The sequence below is a fragment of the Pseudonocardia sp. Ae331_Ps2 genome, from assembly GCF_001932405.1.
In the GTDB taxonomy this organism is placed as follows: Bacteria; Actinomycetota; Actinomycetes; order Mycobacteriales; family Pseudonocardiaceae; genus Pseudonocardia.
In genome coordinates this window covers 3,165,172-3,184,435 of the sequence record NZ_MCIM01000001.1, presented here as the reverse complement: position 1 = coordinate 3,184,435, position 19,264 = coordinate 3,165,172, and the positions used below count along the sequence as shown (strand labels likewise).

At 75.6% G+C, this 19,264-nt stretch carries 15 protein-coding genes; 4 read left to right on the top strand and 11 right to left on the bottom strand.

The window, feature by feature from the left end:
- Positions 1-43: 43 nt before the first annotated feature.
- A complete protein-coding gene (locus Ae331Ps2_RS15340; protein WP_075308111.1) occupies positions 44-892 on the top strand; it encodes an LLM class F420-dependent oxidoreductase in 849 nt (282 codons plus the stop codon).
- 10 nt (positions 893-902) lie between these two features.
- The gene (locus Ae331Ps2_RS15335) at positions 903-1,577 is read left to right on the top strand and encodes a phosphatase PAP2 family protein (protein WP_139318803.1); all 675 of its coding nucleotides are present in this window, start codon (positions 903-905) and stop codon (positions 1,575-1,577) included.
- Between the two features lie 48 nt (positions 1,578-1,625).
- On the opposite strand, the gene Ae331Ps2_RS15330 is transcribed toward Ae331Ps2_RS15335, so the two are convergent.
- On the bottom strand, positions 1,626-5,129 hold the full coding sequence (locus tag Ae331Ps2_RS15330; protein WP_083695594.1) for an ATP-dependent DNA helicase: 3,504 nt from the start codon (positions 5,127-5,129) through the stop codon (positions 1,626-1,628).
- A gap of 44 nt (positions 5,130-5,173) precedes the next feature.
- Here Ae331Ps2_RS15330 and Ae331Ps2_RS15325 point away from each other — a divergent pair, with 44 nt between their 5' ends.
- Positions 5,174-5,455 (top strand): MGMT family protein, encoded by a 282-nt coding sequence (locus Ae331Ps2_RS15325; protein ID WP_075308115.1) that lies wholly within the window; start codon positions 5,174-5,176, stop codon positions 5,453-5,455.
- Positions 5,456-5,461: 6 nt separating this feature from the next.
- On the opposite strand, the gene Ae331Ps2_RS15320 is transcribed toward Ae331Ps2_RS15325, so the two are convergent.
- Positions 5,462-6,091 carry a TetR/AcrR family transcriptional regulator C-terminal domain-containing protein gene (locus tag Ae331Ps2_RS15320; protein ID WP_075308117.1) on the bottom strand — a complete coding sequence of 210 codons (630 nt, stop codon included), beginning with the start codon at positions 6,089-6,091 and terminating at the stop codon, positions 5,462-5,464.
- Between the two features lie 78 nt (positions 6,092-6,169).
- Between Ae331Ps2_RS15320 and Ae331Ps2_RS15315 the strand changes: the two genes are divergently transcribed.
- Complete coding sequence (locus Ae331Ps2_RS15315; RefSeq protein ID WP_075308119.1) at positions 6,170-7,123, top strand: zinc-binding alcohol dehydrogenase family protein; 954 nt, start codon at positions 6,170-6,172, stop codon at positions 7,121-7,123.
- A gap of 28 nt (positions 7,124-7,151) precedes the next feature.
- Here the strand turns inward: Ae331Ps2_RS15315 and Ae331Ps2_RS15310 are convergent, their stop codons facing one another.
- The 9 genes from Ae331Ps2_RS15310 to Ae331Ps2_RS15270 form a co-directional block, all read right to left on the bottom strand.
- On the bottom strand, positions 7,152-7,994 hold the full coding sequence (locus tag Ae331Ps2_RS15310; protein ID WP_075308121.1) for a putative protein N(5)-glutamine methyltransferase: 843 nt from the start codon (positions 7,992-7,994) through the stop codon (positions 7,152-7,154).
- A gap of 2 nt (positions 7,995-7,996) precedes the next feature.
- Complete coding sequence (locus Ae331Ps2_RS15305; RefSeq protein ID WP_075308123.1) at positions 7,997-8,704, bottom strand: sirohydrochlorin chelatase; 708 nt, start codon at positions 8,702-8,704, stop codon at positions 7,997-7,999.
- Positions 8,701-9,891 (bottom strand): uroporphyrinogen-III synthase, encoded by a 1,191-nt coding sequence (locus tag Ae331Ps2_RS15300; protein WP_075308125.1) that lies wholly within the window; start codon positions 9,889-9,891, stop codon positions 8,701-8,703. The genes Ae331Ps2_RS15305 and Ae331Ps2_RS15300 overlap by 4 nt, the downstream gene beginning before the upstream one ends.
- Positions 9,892-9,997: 106 nt before the next feature.
- Entirely contained in the window at positions 9,998-10,441 is a 444-nt protein-coding gene (gene nirD, locus Ae331Ps2_RS15295; protein ID WP_075308127.1) for a nitrite reductase small subunit NirD, read from the bottom strand.
- Entirely contained in the window at positions 10,438-12,981 is a 2,544-nt protein-coding gene (gene nirB, locus Ae331Ps2_RS15290) for a nitrite reductase large subunit NirB (RefSeq protein ID WP_075308129.1), read from the bottom strand. Before nirB ends, nirD begins: the two co-directional genes overlap by 4 nt.
- A gap of 11 nt (positions 12,982-12,992) precedes the next feature.
- A complete protein-coding gene (locus tag Ae331Ps2_RS15285) occupies positions 12,993-14,432 on the bottom strand; it encodes an FAD-dependent oxidoreductase (protein WP_075308131.1) in 1,440 nt (479 codons plus the stop codon).
- Between the two features lie 320 nt (positions 14,433-14,752).
- Positions 14,753-16,945, bottom strand: a complete 2,193-nt coding sequence (locus Ae331Ps2_RS15280) for a molybdopterin oxidoreductase family protein (protein ID WP_083695591.1) — start codon at positions 16,943-16,945, stop codon at positions 14,753-14,755.
- 3 nt (positions 16,946-16,948) lie between these two features.
- Positions 16,949-18,322 carry a NarK/NasA family nitrate transporter gene (locus tag Ae331Ps2_RS15275; protein ID WP_083695589.1) on the bottom strand — a complete coding sequence of 458 codons (1,374 nt, stop codon included), beginning with the start codon at positions 18,320-18,322 and terminating at the stop codon, positions 16,949-16,951.
- 131 nt (positions 18,323-18,453) lie between these two features.
- A complete protein-coding gene (locus Ae331Ps2_RS15270) occupies positions 18,454-19,263 on the bottom strand; it encodes an NAD(P)-dependent oxidoreductase (RefSeq protein ID WP_254864907.1) in 810 nt (269 codons plus the stop codon).
- Position 19,264: the final 1 nt, after the last annotated feature.

The window sequence follows — 19,264 nt, the reverse complement described above, 5'->3', positions numbered from 1 at the left end:
TAGGACCGGGAATGATCGGACCCGCGCGGTGGTAGTCACCACCATGAGTGTTTCCCTCGGCCGGTACGGCGTCTGGCGGCACGAGACGGGGCTGTCCCCCGATCTCGCCGCGGAGATCGAGAAGCTCGGGTTCGGTGCGGTGTGGGTCGGCGGCTCACCGCCCGGCGACCTCGCGCTGGCCGAGTCGCTGCTCGACGCGACGACCTCGCTGGCGGTGGCGACCGGCATCGTGAACATCTGGGCCACCCCCGCCGACGAGGTCGCGGAGTCGTTCCACCGCATCGAGGCGCGGCACCCGGGACGCTTCCTGCTGGGGATCGGCGTCGGGCACCCGGAGGCCACCAGCGACTACACCCGGCCGTACGCCGCACTCGTCGCCTACCTCGACCGGCTCGACGAGCTCGAGGTCCCCACCGACGGCCGCGCGGTCGCCGCACTGGGCCCGAAGATGCTCGACCTGGCCCGCGACCGGTCCGCCGGGACCCACCCGTACCTGACCACGCCCGAGCACACCCGCTCCACGCGCGAACGCTACGGCGCCGGGGCGCTGATCGCGCCGGAACACAAGGTCGTGCTCGATGACGACCCGGCCGCTGCGCGCACCCTCGGTCGCCCGGCCGTCGAGAAGCCCTACCTGAGCCTGGTCAACTACCGGAACAACCTGAAGCGGCTCGGCTGGGCGGAGTCCGATCTCGACGACGGCGGCAGCGACGCCCTGATCGACGCGCTCGTCGCGCACGGCACCCCGGAGCAGGTCGCGGCCCGGCTCGACGAGCACCTCGACGCCGGCGCCGACCACGTCTGCGCCCAGCTCATCACGCCCGGGATGGCGGAGCCGGAGGGCGACCTGCGACGGCTGGCGACCGCCCTGGGGCTCGCCAGCGCGGGCTAACCTGGGCCAGGTGCGCCCCACTCCCGACGACCCGTCCCTGCTGGGACCGTTGCGACGGCCGGCGCCACTGATCGTGGCGGCGGCCGTCGCCGTCTTCGCGGTCCTGGCCTGGGCCTACCGCGGCGACGCGACCGCCGGGCGGATCGACCGCGACGCCGACGCCGTGGTGGACGCGCTGGGACACCGGTCGGGCTCGCTGCTCGCGGACGCGGTCACCTTCGGCTCCCCGCCGACGGTCGTGCTGTTCGCGCTGCTGCTCGCCGGGCTGGCCCTGTACCTGCGACGACCGCGGCTGGCCGTGCTGGCCGTCGTCGGCCCCGGCCTGACCGGCATCGCGACGACGGTGCTCAAACCACTGATCGGGCGCACCATCGGCACCGCCACCGCGGACGGCTACGCGTTCCCCTCCGGCCACACCGGCGGTGCGGTCTCGATCGGGCTCGTCGTCGCCCTGCTGCTGGTGGGGCTGCTGCCGGTGGCCCGCACCGGACCTGCCGTCGCCACCCTGGCCGCGACGGCGCTGCTGGCCGGAGGCACCGTCGGCGCGGGCATGGTGCGACTCGGGGCGCACTACGCCACCGACACCGTCGGCGGATTCTGCGCCGCGGTCGCGCTCGGGCTGGGTGCGGCGCTGGTCATCGACCGCGTCGCCGACCGCCGGGCCCGACCGGCGCGCGTGACCTGACCACCGGCCCTGACCGACGGGGCGTCCGCTCGGTGGGGCCGGGCCCGCTCACCCGTCCACCACCGTGCGGCCCGTCTCGACCGCGGGGCAGCTCGTACGGACCGGGCAGCGGTCGCAGTCCGGCCCGGCGCGGGCGACGAACACCGCCCCTGCCGAGTCCTCGGCACAGGTCATCAGCACGTCCCGCCAGTGCCCCATCTCCTCCGGGCGCAGCGCCGCCTGCTGCGGTTCCTTGGCCTCGCCGCTCGCCTTGCGGTCGGCCAGGAACAGCAGCCGCGCCCCGCCCGGCTCCACCCCTGCCCCGACGAGCTCGTCGAACGCGCCGAGCGAGGCCGCGAGCTGGTAGACGGCCAGCTGGTGGTGCTCGGCGGTGGCCTTCGCCGAGGTGGCCGTCTTCCCCGTCTTGACGTCGACGACGACCGGACGCCCCTGGTCGTCGCGTTCGAGCCGGTCGACCCGACCGCGCAGCCGGACCCGGCGCGCCGCCCGCACGGCACCGCCGCCGCGCCCCGGACCGCCGTCGGTGTCGACCGGCAGCAGCGCGGGGCCGTCCGGTGTCTCGCCACCGGAGACGGTGCCGCCGTCCGGCGCCCCCGGGTCGTCACCCTCGCTGTCGTCCCCGGCGTCCAGATCCAGCTGCACCGGTTGCTCGACGGCCACCAGCTCCAGCCCCTCGGCACGGCTGCGGCGCACCCAGTCGTCGAAGGCGGCGAGCATCTCGCGCACCCGGACCAGCTCGCGACGCCCGAACCACGGGGCCCCGGTGTCGAGTCGCCGCCACGCCGACCGCAGTGCCTCCTCCAGCTCCGCCGGGTCGGCCCCGGCGGCACGGGCCTGGACCAGTGCGTGCACCAGGGACCCGGTGACCGCCGACAGCGCGCCGGTCTCGTCGCCGCCGTGCCGGGACAGCACCCACCGCAGGGGGCAGCCGGCGATCGTCTCGACGTCGGAGGGGGAGATCGGGACGAGCTCGCCCTCGGCGCGCAGCGGGGCGCCGTCGGACAGCTCGGCGACGCCGTACCAGTCGTCGGGATGGGCCCCGGGGACGCCGTCCGCGGCGAGCCGGGCCAGCTGGGTCGCCGCCCGGCGACGACGCGCGGCGCGCCCCGGGTCGCCGTGGTCGGGCTCGGTGACGGCGCGACGCAGCTCCCCGACCAGCTCGGCCAGCACCAGGGACCGCTCGGGCCGGTGCACCGGGCGGGCCTCGGCGGCGTCGGCGGGGCGGGGGTCGAGCTCGTCGAGGAACCGGGAGGGCTGCTCGTCCTCCCCCTGCACGGCGCTGACCAGCAGCGTCGTCCGGGCACGGGTGCAGGCGACGTAGAACAGCCGGCGCTCCTCGGCGAGCAGTGGCGCCGTGCGGGAGACCGCGTCGTCGGGGGCGGCGACCCCGCCGACGAGGTCGACGAGCCGTTCGTGGCCGAGCAGGCTGCCGCGCAGCCGTACGTCGGGCCACAGACCCTCCTGCACCCCGGGCACCGCGACGACCGTCCACTCCCGGCCCCGGGCGCCGTGCGCGGTGAGCAGCTCGACCGCGCCGCCCCGGGGGGCCTGCGGGGCCAGGGTCTCCCCCGGCAGCTGCTGGTCGAGCAGGTACTCCAGGAACCCGCCGACGTCGGCACCGGGCAGCCGGTCGGTGTAGCGGGCGGCCGCGTCGAACAGGGCCAGCACCGCGTCGAGGTCCCGGTCGGCGGCCGCGCCGCCGGGCCCCCCACGGGCGCTCGCCTCGCTCCAGCGCTTCGCCAGACCGGTGCGCCGCCACACCTTCCACAGCGTCTCCTCGACCTGGTCACCCGCACCGCTGGAGCGGGCGGCGGTGTCGAGCAGGCGGCCCACGTCGCGCATCGGTGCCGCCTCGGCGGGCGAGAGCATCGGCAGCGGGTCGGGCCGGCCCGCGACCGCGTCGCGCAGCATCTCGACCAGCAGCGGATCGCTGCTCGCCGCGGCCGGGTCGACCTCACCCGCCTCGACGCGGTCGTCGTCGGCGAAGGTCCGGACGTCGTGCCCCGCGGCGGCGTGCATCCGCAGCAGGCCGCGGCGCAGCCGTCGCATCCGCATGGGGTCACCGCCGCCCAACGGTGAGGTGAGCAGGGCGGTCGCGAGGTCGGCGTCGATCGCGGACGGTCGCCAGGCCGCGCGCAGCACCAGCAGCAGCGGCACGACGGCGGGCTGGCGCGGCAGCGGCACCTCGTCCGGTGGTGCGGCCAGCGGGACCCCGGCCGCGGCGAGAGCCCGGCGCAGCGCGGGCAGGGTGCGCCGCGCGGACCGCGACAGCACCGCCATGTCCGACCACGGCACCCCGTCGACGAGGTGCGCGCGCCGCAGCCGGTCGGCGATCCAGCCGGCCTCCGCGGACGGCGACCCGAACACCCGGACCTGCAGGGCCTCACCCACCCCGGCCGCGTCCGGGCCGTCCGGACCGTCCGGGGCCTCGGGGGCCCCGTCGTCCTGCTCCGGGCCGCGCCGGGTCCGGGTCACCCCGGCGCCCGGCAGCTTCTCCGCCACCCGCAGGCCCGCCGCCCGCACCCCGGGCCGCTGGCGGTGGTCGACGGTGAGGACCTCGGTGGGCGCGTCGAGCACGGTCAGGCCCTGCGGGTCCGCGCCGCGGAAGGTCAGGACCGCCTGGTCGGGGTCGCCCGCGAGCAGCGTGGAACCGGCGTGCTCGGCCAGCGCCGCGACGAGCTCCATCTGCTGCGGGTCGAGGTCCTGCGCGTCGTCCACCAGGAGGTGGCGCACCCGGCGCCGCTCCTGCTCACGCAGGTCCGGGTCCGCGGCCAGGGTGTCCAGCGCCGCGGCGACGAGCTCGGCCGAGTCCAGCGCAGGCGCCGTGGCCTGCGGGGCGCCCCGCCCCGCCGACCCACGCAGCAACGTGACCTCCTCGTAGGTGCGGAAGAACCGGGCCGCGGCGACCCACTCCTCACGCCCGTGCTCACGCCCCAGCTCGGCCAGCTCCCGCGGACCCAGCCCGCGCTCGGCCGCCCGCAGCAGCAGCTCCCGCAGCTCCGCGGCGAACCCGGGCAGTCCGAGGGCCGGGTCGAGCCGCTCCGGCCAGCCCGAGCCGGGGACGGTGCCGTTCCAGCCGTCGATCTCCCCGGCGAGCAGCTCGCGGACCACCACGTCCTGTTCCGCCGAGGCCAGCAGCCGCGGCGGCGGGTCCTCGTGGCGCGCGGCGTGCAGCCGCAGCACCCCGAACGCGTAGGAGTGCACGGTCCGCACCAGCAGCTCACGGGTGGTGCGCACCCCGAAGTCCCCGGCGAGCTCGCCGCCGCCCGCGGTGAGCAGCGACGTCAGCCGGCCCCGCAGCTCCTCCGCGGCGCGGCGGCTGCCGACCAGCAGGAGCACCGACCCGGGCGGCTCACCGGCCCGGATGCGCCGGACCACCGCGTCGAGCAGCAGGCTCGTCTTGCCCGTGCCCGGCCCGCCCAGCACCCGCAGCGCGCCGCGCTCGTGCGCGAGCACCCGCGCGGCGGCACCGGTCCACTCCCGCGCGGGAGCGGGCCGGGGGTCCGCACGCACCAGGCGCGGCGACGCCTGCTCGGTGGCTGTTCGGCTCATGGGGCGATGAGACCACGGGGCACCGACAGCGTCAGACTGCAGGCGTGGACTCCGAGATCCTGGAGCGGGTGCGCGAGGTCGTCCGGTCGATCCCGCCCGGGCAGACCCTCAGCTACGGCGAGGTGGCCGAGCTCGCCGAGATCCGCTCGGCGCGTCTGGTCGGCCGGATCCTCGCCGAGGACGGCCACGACCTGCCGTGGCACCGGGTGCTGCGCTCCGACGGGCGCTCGGCCCCGCACCTCGCCGCCGAGCAGGCGGCCCGGCTGCGGGCCGAGGGGATCCTGATGGTCGACGGCCGGCTGCCCCGTGAGCACCGCAGGCGCTGACCGGCCTCACCCGCCACGGCGCGCGCCGATCCCGGCGACGATCGCCTCCACCCCCCAGGTGAAGGCCCCCTCCGGCAGTGCGACGACCTCGTCGCTCAGGGCGTGGCTGAGCGGCTGCGCATCCGGGTCGAGCCGGGCCCGGCGGTGCTCGGCGGTGTACGCGGCGCCGCGGACCGGGTCCCGGCGCTCCTGCTCCTCGATCACGAACCCGACGACGTAGGCGTTCACCGTGGCCAGCGCGCGCTGGGCGTCGAGCGGGGCGAACCCCGCGGCGACGAGCGCGGCCAGCGGCACCTCCAGGGAGCGCAGCGCCTCGTCGTCGAGCAGGCGGGTGCCGGCGACGAGCATCGCCCCGTCCCGGTAGCCCAGCAGCGTGTCCCGGGTGCCGGCCGCCGCGGTCCGCAACAGTGTCGCCCAGTCCGACCCGGCCGCCTCCCCGACGCGCTGCAGCACCCGCCGCACGACACGCGTCGCCATCTCGTCGCGCAGCGCCGCCATGTCCGGCAGGTGGTAGTAGAGCGCGCCCGCACGCACCCCGAGCCGAGCCGCCAGCGCGCGGGCGGTGATCGCGTCGAGCCCGCCGTCGGCGAGCAGCTCGAACGCCGCGTCGACGATGGCCTCGCGGTGCAGCGCCACCGGCCCCCCTTGACGTTGAACAGTGTTCAGAGGAGTGTAGGCCACCTGGATTTGAACAATGTTCAACGGAGGTGCCCCATGAAGGCCGCTGTCGTCACGTCGTTCACCACCCCGCCCGCGTACGCCGACTTCCCGGATCCCGATCCGGTCGCCGGGACGGTCGAGGTGCGCATGCTCGCCGCCGGGGTGCACCAGCTGGTGCGCTCGGTCGCCGCGGGCAGCCACTACTCCGCGGGGGATCGGCTGCCGTTCGTCGCCGGCGTCGACGGGATCGCCGAGCTCGACGGCCGCCGCGTCTACACCGGTGGCTGCCCCGACCCGTACGGGACGATCGCCGAACGCACACTGGTCCCGGCCGGCTGGGCCGTGCCCGTCCCGGACGCGCTGCCGACCGAGCTCGCCGCGGCCGTGGTCAACCCGGCGATGTCGTCGTGGATGCCGCTGGCCGACCGCGGTGTCCCGACCGGCGGGACGGTCCTGGTCCTGGGTGCGACCGGCGCCTCCGGCTCGCTGGCGGTGCGGATCGCGCTGCACCACGGCGCGGGCCGGGTGGTCGCGGCCGGGCGCGACCCCGCCGCGCTGGAGCGGGTCTGCGCCGACGACCGCGTCGTCGGCATCCGGATCGGCGAGGACCCCGCCGCGACGACGGCCGCGCTCGTGGCCGCGCTCGACGGCGGTCCCGACGTCGTCCTCGACTACCTGTGGGGCCCGGTCGCGGTCGCGGCGTTCGACGCGCTGCGCTCGGACAGCCTGCAGCACGGCGGGCGGCCGGTGCGCTACGTGCAGATCGGCTCGCTCGCCGGGCGGACCGTCGAGCTGGACGCGGCGATCCTGCGCGCCCGCCGGATCGAGGTCACCGGCAGCGGCGGCGGGAGCATCGACCCGGCGCTGCTGTTCGCCGAGCTGCCGCGGCTGCTGGACGCCGTCGTCACCGAGGGTCTCGACGTGCCGGTGCGGACCGCGGAGCTGGCCGACGTCGAGCGGGCCTGGACCGCCGACGGGCCCGGACGCCTGGTGATCACCACCGGGTGACCCGTCGTCGCCGACCGAGACGCCCCGGTCAGCGGGGAGCGCGGCCCTGCACCCAGGTCGCGCCGCGGTCGTCGTCGGTGCCGATCCGGGCGGTGAGCCCGTGCGCGGTGAACACCTCCGCCAGCACCGGCGCCTGTGCGGTGCCGGTCTCGATGAGCAGCGTCCCGCCGGGAGCGAGCCACTCCCCCGCCCCGGCGGCGACGCGGCGGGCCGGGCCGAGGCCGTCGGCGCCGCCGTCGAGCGCGGCGCGGGGCTCGTGGTCGCGGGCCTCCGGGGGCATCGACGCGATCGCGCCGCTGGGCACGTAGGGGGTGTTCGCGACGAGCACGTCGACCCGGCCCCGCAGCCGGCCGGGGAGCGCGGCGAACAGGTCGCCCGTGTGCACCGTCCCGATCCCGGCCAGGTTCGCCGCGGCACAGGCGGTGGCGACCGGGTCGGCGTCGGCCGCGTGGAGATCGACGGCGCGGGAGTCGGCGGCGCGACTGTCGGCGACATGACGGTCGGCGCCGTGACGGTCGGCGGCGGCCCGGCGGGCGACGGCGAGGCCCAGCGCACCGCAGCCGCAGCAGAGGTCGACCACCAGCGGTCGGTGCCCGGGAGCGAGGTCCGGCAGCGCGGCGACGGCCGCGTGCACCAGTGCCTCGCTGCGACGGCGCGGCACGAACACCCCGGGGGTGATCCGCACCCTCAGCCCGTCGAAGTCCACCCGGCCCAGGACGTGTTCCAGCGGTTCACCGGCGATACGACGCCGTACGAGTGCCTCCCGCTCCGGGCCGTCGGCCGCGGTCGCGAGCAGCGCCGCCTCGTCCTCGGCGAACACGCAGCCCGCCGCCCGCAGCCGGGCGACCAGGTCCGGGTCGGGCCGGGGCACGGTCAGGCGGCGAGCACCGCGGCGGCCCCGGCGGCGTAGCGCTTGAGGACGGCGGCGACCACGTCGTCGTGCACGCCCAGCGGGTCGGCGACGACGTCGGCGCCCGATCCGAGCAGCCGTGTCTGGAAGACACCGGGTGCCAGCAGCCAGGACGCGACCGCGACCCGCTGTTCCCCGGCGTCGTGCAGCCGGGTGACCAGCTCGGCCACCGACGGGCTGCCGGTGGCGGCGAACCCGACCGGGACGGGACGGCCGACCCGGCGGGCGAGCATCCCGGCGCTCGCGTGCACCTGGGCGACCGCGGACGGGTCCGACGAGCCGGCCGCGGCGAGGACGACGGCGTCGCCGTCGCGGTAGCCGGCCGTGCGCAACCGGTCCAGGGCCGCGGCGGCGAGCAGCGGGTCGGGCCCCATGGAGCGGGTCACCGCGAACCGGGCCGGGTCGGCGCCGGCCTCGGCGAGCTGGGCGGGCAGGTCGGTGCGGACGTGGTAGCCGGCGGCGAGGAACGCGGGGACGACGACGGCGCCGTCGTGGCCGCGGTCCTGCAGCCCGATCACGGCGTCGACGACCTTCGGACCGCGGACGTCGACGTAGCAGATCTCGACCTGCGGGCCGCGCGCGGCGACGGCCTCGGCGAGCGACCGGATCACCGCGTCGGCGGCGTCGGAGCGCGACCCGTGCGCGACGAGCAGCAGCGGGAGTCCGGTCACCGGGTCACCTCCGGGTCCTCGGCGCAGTGCGCGCCGTGCTCGGGTTCCAGTGCGAGCCGGTAGCCGCGGCGCACCACGGTCTGCACCAGGCCGGGGACACCGAGTGCGGCGCGGAGCCGGGCGATGGCGTTCTCGACGGCGTGCTCGTCGCCCGCCCCACCGGGCTGCGCGGCGAGCAGCTCGGCGCGGGACACGACCCGGCCGGGCCGCCTGGCGAGCAGCCGCAGCAACGCCATGGGCGTCGGCGGGAGCGGGCAGAACCTGCCGTCGACGAGCACCGCGTATCCGCGCAGCTCCAGCTGGTGGCCGCCGACCGGGAGCCTGCGGGCACGGGCCGGGGCGACGGACTCACAGGTCCGCACCATCGCGCCGAGCCGGGAGCGCTGCGGCTGCACGGTCGGCACGTCGAGCGCCTCCAGCGGTGCCGCGGTGACCGGGCCGACGCACAGCGCCAGCACGGGGCCGCGCAGCGCGGTGAGGAGGTCCTCGCGCAGACCCCGCTCCCCGGCACGGGCGAGGATCCCGGCCGCGGCGGGGGCGCTGGTGAACGCCAGGACGTCGATCCCGCCGGTCAGGGTGGTGTCGATCAGCCGGTCCAGCGGGGCGAGGTCCAGCGGCGGTGCCCACCGGTAGACCGGCACCGTCACGACCTCGGCGCCCGCCATCTCCAGCGCGTCGACGACGTCGGGCAGCGGCTCGCCGTGCAGCTGTACAGCGATCCGGGTCCCCTCGACGCCGCGGTCGAGCAGGTGCTCCAGCACCTCGGCGGTGGACTCCGACTCCGGGGACCAGGCGTCGACCAGGCCCGAGGCGCGGATCGCGACGCGCGCCTTGGGCCCGCGGGCCAGCATCTCCGACCGGCCGAGCGCGACGAGCAGCTCCTCGCCCAGCCCCCAGCCGTCGGCGGCCTCGATCCAGCCGCGGTAGCCGATCCCGGTGGTCGCGACGGTGATGTCCGGTGGTGCCGCGACGAGCTCGCGGGTGCGGTTCTCCAGGTCGGCGTCGTCGGCGAGGGCCACGATGCGCAGCGCGGGCCCGTGCTGGACGGTGGCGCCGCGGCGCTCCAGCATCGTGGCCAGCTCCTCGGCGCGCCGGGCCGCGGTGATCCCGACGGTGAACCCGGCCAGCGGTGGCACCGCCGCCGCGTCGGGCGCGGCGGCGACGTCTCGTGCGGCGGATCGGGTCACCGGTTCTCCGTTCCTCCGATGTCCCGGCCGGCCGGCGCGGAGGACGCGCGGAGATGGCCGGGAGCGTCGCGGGTGGTGGTGGGCACGACGGTACGGGAAGGGGTGTTCACCGTAGCCCGACCTGCAACTCCTCGCCCATCACCCGGACCACGAACGCGGGCAGGCTCACAGCGTCGCCCTCGTCGGCACCCGCCAGGCAGCGGCCGTCGCACAGGGCGAAGACCTGCTTGTACAGCGGCGAGGCGACGGTCGGCTCGCCGCCGCGGTCGCCGACGATGCCGCGGGAGACGACCGCGGCCCCGGTGAACGGGTCGATGTTGCCCAGTGCGTACACCGAGCCGTCGGCGAGACGGAACAACGCGACCTGGGTGTCGCCGACGAGTGCGGCGACACCCCGGCCGGGCTGCAACCGCTCCACCGGGCAGACCGTGAGCCAGCCGGTGGGCTCGGTCCCGGCCGGGGCGGGCGCGGCGGTCGTGGTCGCTCCGGTGCTGGTGGCGATGGTGCTGGCGGTGCTGGTGGTGGTGGACGCGTCGAGCTGGGTGCTCATCGGGAGGACACCTCCGGGAGGCCGATCAGGACGGGCTCGTCGGGACGGCCGGGGGCCGGGACGTTCTGTCCCCGCTCCTCGACGAAGCGGACGGTGGGGTCGGGGGTGTCGGGCGCGTTGACGAAGGACACGAACCGCTCCAGCTTCTGCGGGTCGGCCAGGACGCCGGCCCACTCGTCGGCGTAGGAGTCGACGTGGCGGGCCATCGCGGCGTCGAGCTCGGCACAGATGCCGAGCGAGTCGTCGACGATCACCGCGCGCAGGTGGTCCAGCCCGCCCTCCATCGCCTCGATCCACGGCGCGGTGCGCTGCAGCCGCTCGGCGGTGCGGACGTAGAACATCAGGAACCGGTCGATGGTGCGGACGAGCGTCTCGGTGTCGACGTCGGAGACGAGCAGCTCGGCGTGACGCGGGGTGAAGCCGCCGTTGCCGCCGACGTAGAGGTTCCAGCCGTGCTCGGTGGCGATCACGCCGAAGTCCTTGGAACGGGCCTCGGCGCACTCGCGCGCACAGCCGGAGACGCCGGACTTGAGCTTGTGCGGGCTGCGCAGCCCGCGGTAGCGCAGCTCCAGCTCGACGGCGAGGCCGACCGAGTCCTGCACGCCGTAGCGGCACCACGTCGTGCCGACGCAGGACTTCACGGTGCGCAGCGACTTGCCGTAGGCGTGTCCGGACTCGAACCCGGCGTCGACCAGGCGTCGCCAGATCGCGGGGAGGTCCTCGACGCGGGCGCCGAACATGTCGATCCGCTGCCCGCCGGTGATCTTGGTGTAGAGCCCGAAGTCGCGGGCGACCTCGCCGATCACGATCAGGCCCTCGGGGGTCACCTCGCCACCGGCGATCCGCGGGACCACCGAGTAGGTGCCGTTGCGCTGCATGTTGGCGAGGAAGTGGTCGTTGGTGTCCTGCAGCGTCGCGCGCTCACCGTCGAGGACGTGCTCGTTGTAGAGCGACGCGAGGATGGACCCGACCACCGGCTTGCAGATGTCGCAGCCCGAGCCGCGGCCGAAGCGGGCGACCAGGTCGGAGAACGACCGGATGCCGGCCCCGGCGACGATCTCGAACAGCTCCGCGCGGGAGTGGTCGAAGTGCTCGCACAGGGCCTTCGAGACCTCGACACCCTGCTGCTCCAGGATCCGGGCCAGCGCCGGGACGCACGAGCCGCAGGTGGTGCCCGCGCGGGTGCACGCCTTCAGCTCCGGCACGGTGTGCGCGCCGTCGGCGATCGCCGCACACAGCGTGCCCTTGGTGACGGCGTTGCACGAGCAGATCTGCGCGGAGTCCGGCAGCGCCGACGCGTCGGGCTCGGCCCCGCCCTTCGAGATGAGGGTGACCGGGTCGTCGGGCAGCCGGGACCCGACCAGCGGGCGCAGCGAGCCGTAGCGCGAGGCGTCGCCGACCAGGACCCCGCCGAGCAGCGTGGACGCGTCGTCGGACACGACCAGCTTGGAGTAGGTGCCCTCGACCGGGTCGTTGACGACGATCTCCAGCGCGCCCTCGGTCGTGGCGTGCGCGTCGCCGAAGCTCGCGACGTCGACGCCGAGCAGCTTGAGCTGGGTGGACATGTCCAGCTCCTCGGGCGTCATCCGGGCCTGCCCGCCGAGCAGCCGGTCGGCGACGACCTCGGCCATCGCGTAGCCGGGCGCGACCAGGCCGTAGGTGCGGCCCTCCAGGGCGGCGCACTCGCCGATCGCCCACACGGCGTCGTCGGAGGTGCGGCAGCGGTCGTCGACCCAGACCCCGCCGCGTTCGCCGACCGGCAGGCCGCAGTCGCGGGCGAGCTGGTCGGAGGCGCGGATGCCCGCGGAGAAGACGACGAGGTCGGCGTCGAGCTCGACGCCGTCGGAGAGCGTTCCGACGAGCCGACCGCGGTCGGCGGACACCGCGGACAGCGACACCCCGGTCCGCACGGCGATGCCCTGGGCGGTGACCAGCCGCTTGAGCAGCGCGCCGCCGCCCTCGTCGACCTGGACCGGCATCAGCCGCGGCGCGATCTCGACGACCTGCGGCGACAGCCCGAGCAGCCGCATCGCGCGGGCCGCCTCCAGGCCGAGCAGCCCGCCGCCGACGACGATCGCCGACGGCCGCCCCTTGCGGGCCGGGTCGTCGGCTGCCGCCGCGGCGGCCGCCTTGATCGCGTCGAGGTCGTCGAGGGTGCGGTAGACGAAGCAGCCGGGCAGATCCTTGCCGGGCACCGGCGGGACGAACGGGTACGAGCCGGTGGCGAGCACCAGCGCGTCGTAGGTCAGGGTGCGGCCGGACGCGGTGGTGACGCGGCGGGCGTCGCGGTCGATCGAGGCCACGGCGTCGCCGAGGTGGTAGGTGACGAGCGGATCGCTGCGCAGCTCGTCGTCGTCGAGGCGCAGCTCCTCCTCCGACTTGCCGTCCACGTAGGAGGACAGGGCGACCCGGTCGTAGGCGCGGCGGGTCTCCTCGCCGAGGACGGTGATCTCCCAGTCCCCCGCCGTGTCACGGTCCCGTACGGCGGCGACCAGGCGGTGGCCGACCATGCCGTTCCCGACGACGACCAGACGACTCATGCTCTGCTCCTTCATGCCGCACTCTCCTGCGGCGGGTCGATGTCGGCCAGCCAATCCCGGATCCCGCAGACGACGTCGCGGCAGCTCCCGCAGCCGGTGGCGGCCCGGGTGCGCCGCGAGAGCGCGTCGACGTCGTGGGCGCCCGCGCGCCAGGCGCTGACCAGGGTGTTCTTGGTGACGCTGTTGCAGCGGCAGACCACGGCGGTGCCCGGCATGCGGACGGGGTCGGTGGCGGAGGACGCCTCCCCCGGCAAGGCCCGGCCGAGCAGCAGCGCGAGCCGGTCCTCGGGGGCCGGGGCGCCGGAGTCGTACAGCTCGGTGATCATGGCCGCGGCGTCGGGGAGCCCCATGAGGACGGCCCCGACGACGCGGTCGTCGCGCAGCGCGAGCACGCCGTAGCGGCCGCGGCGTGGGTCGGAGACACGCAGCTCCTCGTCGCCCGCGGTGGGGTCGCCGAGGGCGGCGAGGTCTATGCCGCGGGCCTTGAGCCGGGTGACCGGGCGGGTGCCGCGGTAGCGCGCTGCCGGGTCGGTGCCGGTCAGCAGGTCGGCGAGGACGGCGGCCTGCTCCCAGCCGGACTGCACGAGCCCGCCCGGGGCACTGGCGTGCTGGGCACAGTCGCCGACGGCGTGCACCCGGCCGTCGTCGGTGGCGAGGCGGTCGTCGACGAGGATCCCGCGGTCGACCGCGAGCCCGGCGTCGGCGGCCAGCCCGGCGTTCGCGCGCACCCCGGCGGCGACGACGACGTGGTCCGCGGCGACCCGGGAGCCGTCGTCGCAGTCCAGGCCGGTGTCGGGATCCCAGGCCTTGGCCCCGACCCCGCAGCGGACGTCGACGCCGAGCCCGCGCAGCGCGGTCGCGAGCACGTCTCCGGCGCCCGGGTCGAGCTGGCGCTCCATCAGGTGGGTGCGCGGGTGCACCAGGGTGACGGCGACGCCGCGTCCGGCGAGCCCGCGGGCGGCCTCGACCCCGAGCAGCCCGCCCCCGACGACGGCGATCCGCGCGCCCGGCACCGCCGCGTCGAGGATGCGCTCGCAGTCGTCGAGATCGCGGAACAGGCTCACACCGCGGGTGGGCACGTCACGGTCGACCGCGTCGGCGAGGCCGTCGACCGGCGGGAGCCAGGCCCGGCAGCCGGTGGCGAGGACCAGTTCGTCGTAGGGGTGGGTGGTGCCGTCGGCGGCGCGGACGACGCGCGCGGCCCGGTCGATCCCGGTCGCCGCGACACCGGTGTGCAGGTCGATGCCGTCGACGACGGGGAGCGCGACCATGGCGGGTCGCAGCCCGCCGGCGAGCACGGTGGACAGCAGCACCCGGTTGTACGCAGGGCGGGACTCCGCGCCGAGGACGGTGAGCGACACCCGCTCGCCGTCGGGGTCGCGCCGGCGGACCTCCTCCACGAAACGGGCACCCACCATGCCGTGCCCGATCACCACCACGCGCCTGCTCATGCCATCGACGGTAGGAACGGGGGGTTACGAGGGGAACGCCCGCCATTGCACGGGCGTTACGAGGTCCTCATTCTCGGCGGGCGCAGACCGTGAGCCGGGACCCCGCACGGGTTCCGCCCACCTCGGCGCCCGTGCCGGGACCGACGAGGCGGGCCGAGGGCGTGCGAGGTGCGGCGGAGCCCGTGCCAGGTGCCGCGGCCACCAGGGGTCCGGCCACCGCGGGGACCACCCGCCATGGGTGATCCCCGGCCCGCGCGGTGATCCACGGTTCGCGCGGTGATCCACGGCCCGCGCGCGTCCGGACGCGCGCGAACGACGGATCAGCGCGCGGACCGGCTCGCTCGGGCGGCCGTTCCGGCCCCCACCGTGAGCGCCGGGGCCAGGCCGTCGGTCGCGACTCCGGCGGTGTCAGCGGCTCCGGCGGCTCCGACGGTGGTGTCCCGCCCGGTCCCGGCGGGTTCCAGCCGCACCGCGGCCACCTTGAACTCCGGCATCCGGCTCACCGGGTCCAGGGCCGGGTTGGTGACGTTGTTCGCCGCCCCCACGCCGCCGAAGTGGAAGGGCAGGAACACCGTGTCCGGGCGCAGCGTGGCGACGCAGCGGACGCGCGCCGTCGTCGTCCCGCGGCGGGACACGACGTCGGCCAGGTCGCCGTCGCCGAGACCGTGCCGGGCGGCGGTGTCCGGGTGCACCTCGACGAACACCTCCGGCGACACCTCCGCGAGCTCGGCGACCCGGCGGGTCTGCGCACCGGACTGGTAGTGCACCAGCACCCGGCCGGTCGTCACGGTCAGCGGGAACCCGTCGTCGACACCCTCGTCCGGTTCGACGTGGTCGACCGGCAGCATCCGGGCACGTCCGTCGGGGTGGCCGAAACGCTCGGTGAACAGCCGCGGGGTGCCGGGATGGTCGTCGGCGGGGACCGGCCAGTGCAGCGCCTCGCCCGCGTCGAGCCGGTCGTAGGACACGCCCGCGTAGTCGGCGATCCCACCGGCCGAGGCGCGCCGCAGCTCGTCGAACACGGTCCGCGGGTCGGCGGGGAAATCCCCCGGCGCGTCGAGGGCCGCGGCCAGCCCGGCGATCACCTCCAGGTCGGTGCGCACCCCGGGCGGCGGGGCGAGCGCACGACGGCGGCGCAGCACCCGTCCCTCCAGGTTCGTCATGGTCCCCTCCTCCTCGGCCCACTGGGCGACCGGGAGCAGGACGTCGGCGCGCATCGCGGTCTCACCGGGCAGCACGTCGGCGACGACGAGCAGGTCCAGCGCGTCGAGCCGCTCGGCGACGGCGCGGGCGTCGGGCGCGGAGACGAGCACGTTCGAGCCGAACACCAGCAGCGCACGCGGACCGCCGGGGCGGCCGAGGGCGTCGAGGAGCTCGACGGCGCTGCGGCCGGGCCCGGGGATCGAGGTCTCCGGCACCCCCCACACCTGCGCGACGTGCGCGCGGGCGGCCGGGTCGGTGATGTGCCGGTAGCCGGGCAGCTGGTCGGACTTCTGGCCGTGCTCGCGCCCGCCCTGGCCGTTGCCCTGCCCGGTGATCGTCCCGAACCCGGAGCCGGGGCGGCCGGGCAGGCCGAGCGCCAGCGACAGGTTGATCCACGCCGCGACGGTGTCGACGCCGTGCGCGTGCTGCTCGGCACCGCGCGCGGTGAGCACGTAGCGCCGGGTGGACTCCGCGAGCCACCGCACGACGGTGCGCATGTCGGTGGCGGCGACCCCGCAGACCCGCTCCGCGCGCTCGGGCCACCACTGCGAGGCGATCGCCCAGACGTCGTCGAAGCCGGTCGTGCGTTCGTCCATGTAGGACAGATCGAGGTGCCCGTCGACGACGGCGGCGTGCAGCATCCCCAGCGCCAGGACCAGATCGGTGCCCGGACGCGGCGCCAGGTGCAGCCCCCCGGAGGCGAGCGCGCGCTCCGCGGTCGGGGTGCGCCGCGGGTCGACGACGACCAGTCGCGCCGCGGTCAGGTGCGACATCAGCGGCGGCATGGTCTCGGCGACGTTCGCCCCGGCGAGGACGACCAGCTCGGCGTCGTCGAGGTCGGTGACCGGGAACGGCAGCCCACGGTCGACGCCGAAGGCCCGGTTGCCCGCGGCGGCGGCCGAGGACATGCAGAACCGGCCGTTGTAGTCGATCTGACTGGTGCCCAGCGCGACCCGGGCGAACTTGCCGAGCAGGTAGGCCTTCTCGTTGGTCAGCCCACCCGCGCCGAAGACCGCGACCGAGTCCGGCCCGTGCTCGGCACGCAGCGCGGCGAGCCTCGCGGCGACGCCGGCCAGGGCGTCGTCCCAGCCGGTCTCGACGAAACCGGTGTCGCGCGAGGCTCTGACCAGCGGCGACGTCAGGCGTTGCGGATGGGTGAGCAGAGCGCCGGAGGTCCAGCCCTTCTGGCACATGCCCCCGGCGTTCGTCGGGAACTCACGGGCGTCGACCTCGCCGGACGGGCCGACCCACTGCCCGCACTGCAGGGCGCAGTACGGGCAGTGGGTGGCGGTCCGGTCGTCCGGACCCACGGTTCAGACCCGGGCCATCGCGGCGGCGTCGGTGCTCCCGACCAGGGCGGGGCGCGGCCGCAGGTAGACGGCCCAGGTGACGCCGATGCACAGGACGTAGAAGACCAGGAAGCTCCAGAACGCGGGCGTGCCGGACTGGACCGTCATGAACGACTGGCGGAAGGCGAGGTTGATGAACAGCCCGCCCAGCGCGCCGACCGCGCCGGCGATGCCGATGACGGCGCCGGACAGCCGTCGCGCGGTGTTGAAGGAGGTCTCGCGGTCCGCGCCCCCGGCGATCGCGACGCGGGCCCGGCCGGTGAAGATCGCCGGGATCATCTTGTAGGTCGACCCGTTGCCGACACCGGACAGCGTGAACAGGGCGATGAAGCCGATGGTGAACAGCGTCAGCGACTCGATCCCCGAGGCGAAGATGATCACCAGGGTGGCGACGGCCATGCCGACGAAGTTCCACAGGGTGACCACGGCGCCGCCGAACCGGTCGGCGAGCTTTCCGCCGTAGGGCCGGATCAGCGACCCGATGAGCGGGCCGATGAAGGTGACCGCGGCGGCCTGCAGCGGCGTCCGGTCGAACTGGTTCTGCAGGACCAGGCCGAAGGCGAACGAGTAGCCGATGAACGACCCGAACGTCCCGATGTAGAGGAACGACATGATCCAGGTCTGGCGGTCGCGGCAGGCCTCGGTGAAGGCGCCGGTGTCGTTGGACATCGCGGCGATGTTGTCCATCCGCTTCCAGGCGAGGAACGCCGAGATGACGATGAACGGCAGGTAGATCGCGAGCAGCACCCGCGGGTAGCCCGCACCGAGGGTGGCGATGACGAGCAGGCCGAGCAGCTGCGCGACCGGCACGCCGAGGTTTCCGCCGCCCGCGTTGAGGCCCAGCGCCCAGCCCTTCTCCTTCTCCGGGAAGAACGCGTTGATGTTCACCATCGAGGACGCGAAGTTCCCGCCGCCGACACCGGCGACCGCGGCGACGACCAGCAGCGTCGTGTACGACACGCCCGGTTCCAGCACCACCATCGCCAGGATCGTGGGCACGATCAGCAGCGACGCCGCGAAGATCGTCCAGTTGCGGCCGCCGAAGCGGGCGACGGCGAAGGTGTAGGGCAGCCGCAGGATCGACCCGACCAGCGTCGGCACCGCGACCAGGAAGAACTTCTGCGCCGCGGTGAACCCGTACTCCGGCCCCATGAACAGCACGAGGACCGACCAGATCGTCCAGATCGAGAAGCCGATGTGCTCGGAGAAGATCGACTGCCAGAGGTTGCGACGGGCGATGGCCGAGCCGGTCCGCTGCCAGAATCCCTCGTCCTCGGGGTCCCAGTGGTCGATCCAACGGCCGCCGATGCGGCGCCCCGGGGTGGAGGTGGTGGTCACGGATCGGTCTCCTGATCGCCGGCGGTCACGTCGTCGACGACGCTAGGGAGCCACAGTTTCCGACGGGTGGCCTCACGTGACACCCCCGCAACGCTTATCTCACACGGGAGCCGCGACGGCTGTGAGCCGCCTCAGCGCATCGGGACGCCGAGCGGGGCGTCGCAGAACGCGCCGCCCACCCGGTGGTGCACCGGGTCGGCCGGGTCCGGCGGGAGACCGTCGAGCAGGTCCGCGGCGTGGACCTCGGCGTCGTCGCGCGGGTGGTAGCCGATCGCGGCGCCCTCCTCGATCGACCACCAGCGACGGGTGTTGGCCGACACGCCCCACACGACGTGGTGCCCTCGGGTGCCCGGGTCGACCGCCGCCTCGACCAGGCGGGCGGCGTCGGCCGGGGACAGCCAGGTCGCGAGCATCCGGGCGTTCGACGGCCGCGGGAAGCAGCTGCCGATCCGCGCGGAGACCACGGTCAGGCCGAACCGCTCGTGGTAGAGCCTGCCCAGCCCCTCCATCGCGTGCTTGGACCAGCCGTAGTAGGTGTCCGGGGCGTGCCCGACGGTCGCCGGCAGCGGGACGCCGTCGTCGCGGGTGCGGAAGCCCACGGCGTGGTTGCTGGAGGCGAGCACGACGGTCCGCACCCCCGCGGCGACCGCCGCGTCGAGCACGGCGCGGGTCCCCTCGACGTTGACGGCCAGGATGTCGTCCCAGCCCGCCTCACCGCTGATCCCGGCGAGATGGACGACGGCGTCGGCCCCGTCGGTCGCGGCCGCGACCGCGTCCCGGTCGGTCACCGAGCCGGTGCGGACCTGCTCGCCGGGTCCGGCCTGCAGCTCCGCGGTGTCGAACAGGCGCAGGGTCCGGCCGTCGCGGGCCAGCCGGGGACGCAGCAGCGTCCCCATGTTCCCCGCGGCTCCGGTGAGCAGCAGCGTGCCGGGAGCGGACACC

What these genes read in the sequence shown, in the direction of transcription:
- Ae331Ps2_RS15315 (WP_075308119.1), top strand. Translation starts at nt 6,170, where the DNA reads ATGAAGGCCGCTGTCGTCACGTCGTTCACCACCCCGCCCGCGTACGCC.
- nirB (WP_075308129.1), bottom strand. Translation starts at nt 12,981, where the DNA reads ATGAGTCGTCTGGTCGTCGTCGGGAACGGCATGGTCGGCCACCGCCTG.
- Ae331Ps2_RS15340 (WP_075308111.1), top strand. Translation starts at nt 44, where the DNA reads ATGAGTGTTTCCCTCGGCCGGTACGGCGTCTGGCGGCACGAGACGGGG.
- Ae331Ps2_RS15330 (WP_083695594.1), bottom strand. Translation starts at nt 5,129, where the DNA reads ATGAGCCGAACAGCCACCGAGCAGGCGTCGCCGCGCCTGGTGCGTGCG.
- nirD (WP_075308127.1), bottom strand. Translation starts at nt 10,441, where the DNA reads ATGAGCACCCAGCTCGACGCGTCCACCACCACCAGCACCGCCAGCACC.
- Ae331Ps2_RS15285 (WP_075308131.1), bottom strand. Translation starts at nt 14,432, where the DNA reads ATGAGCAGGCGCGTGGTGGTGATCGGGCACGGCATGGTGGGTGCCCGT.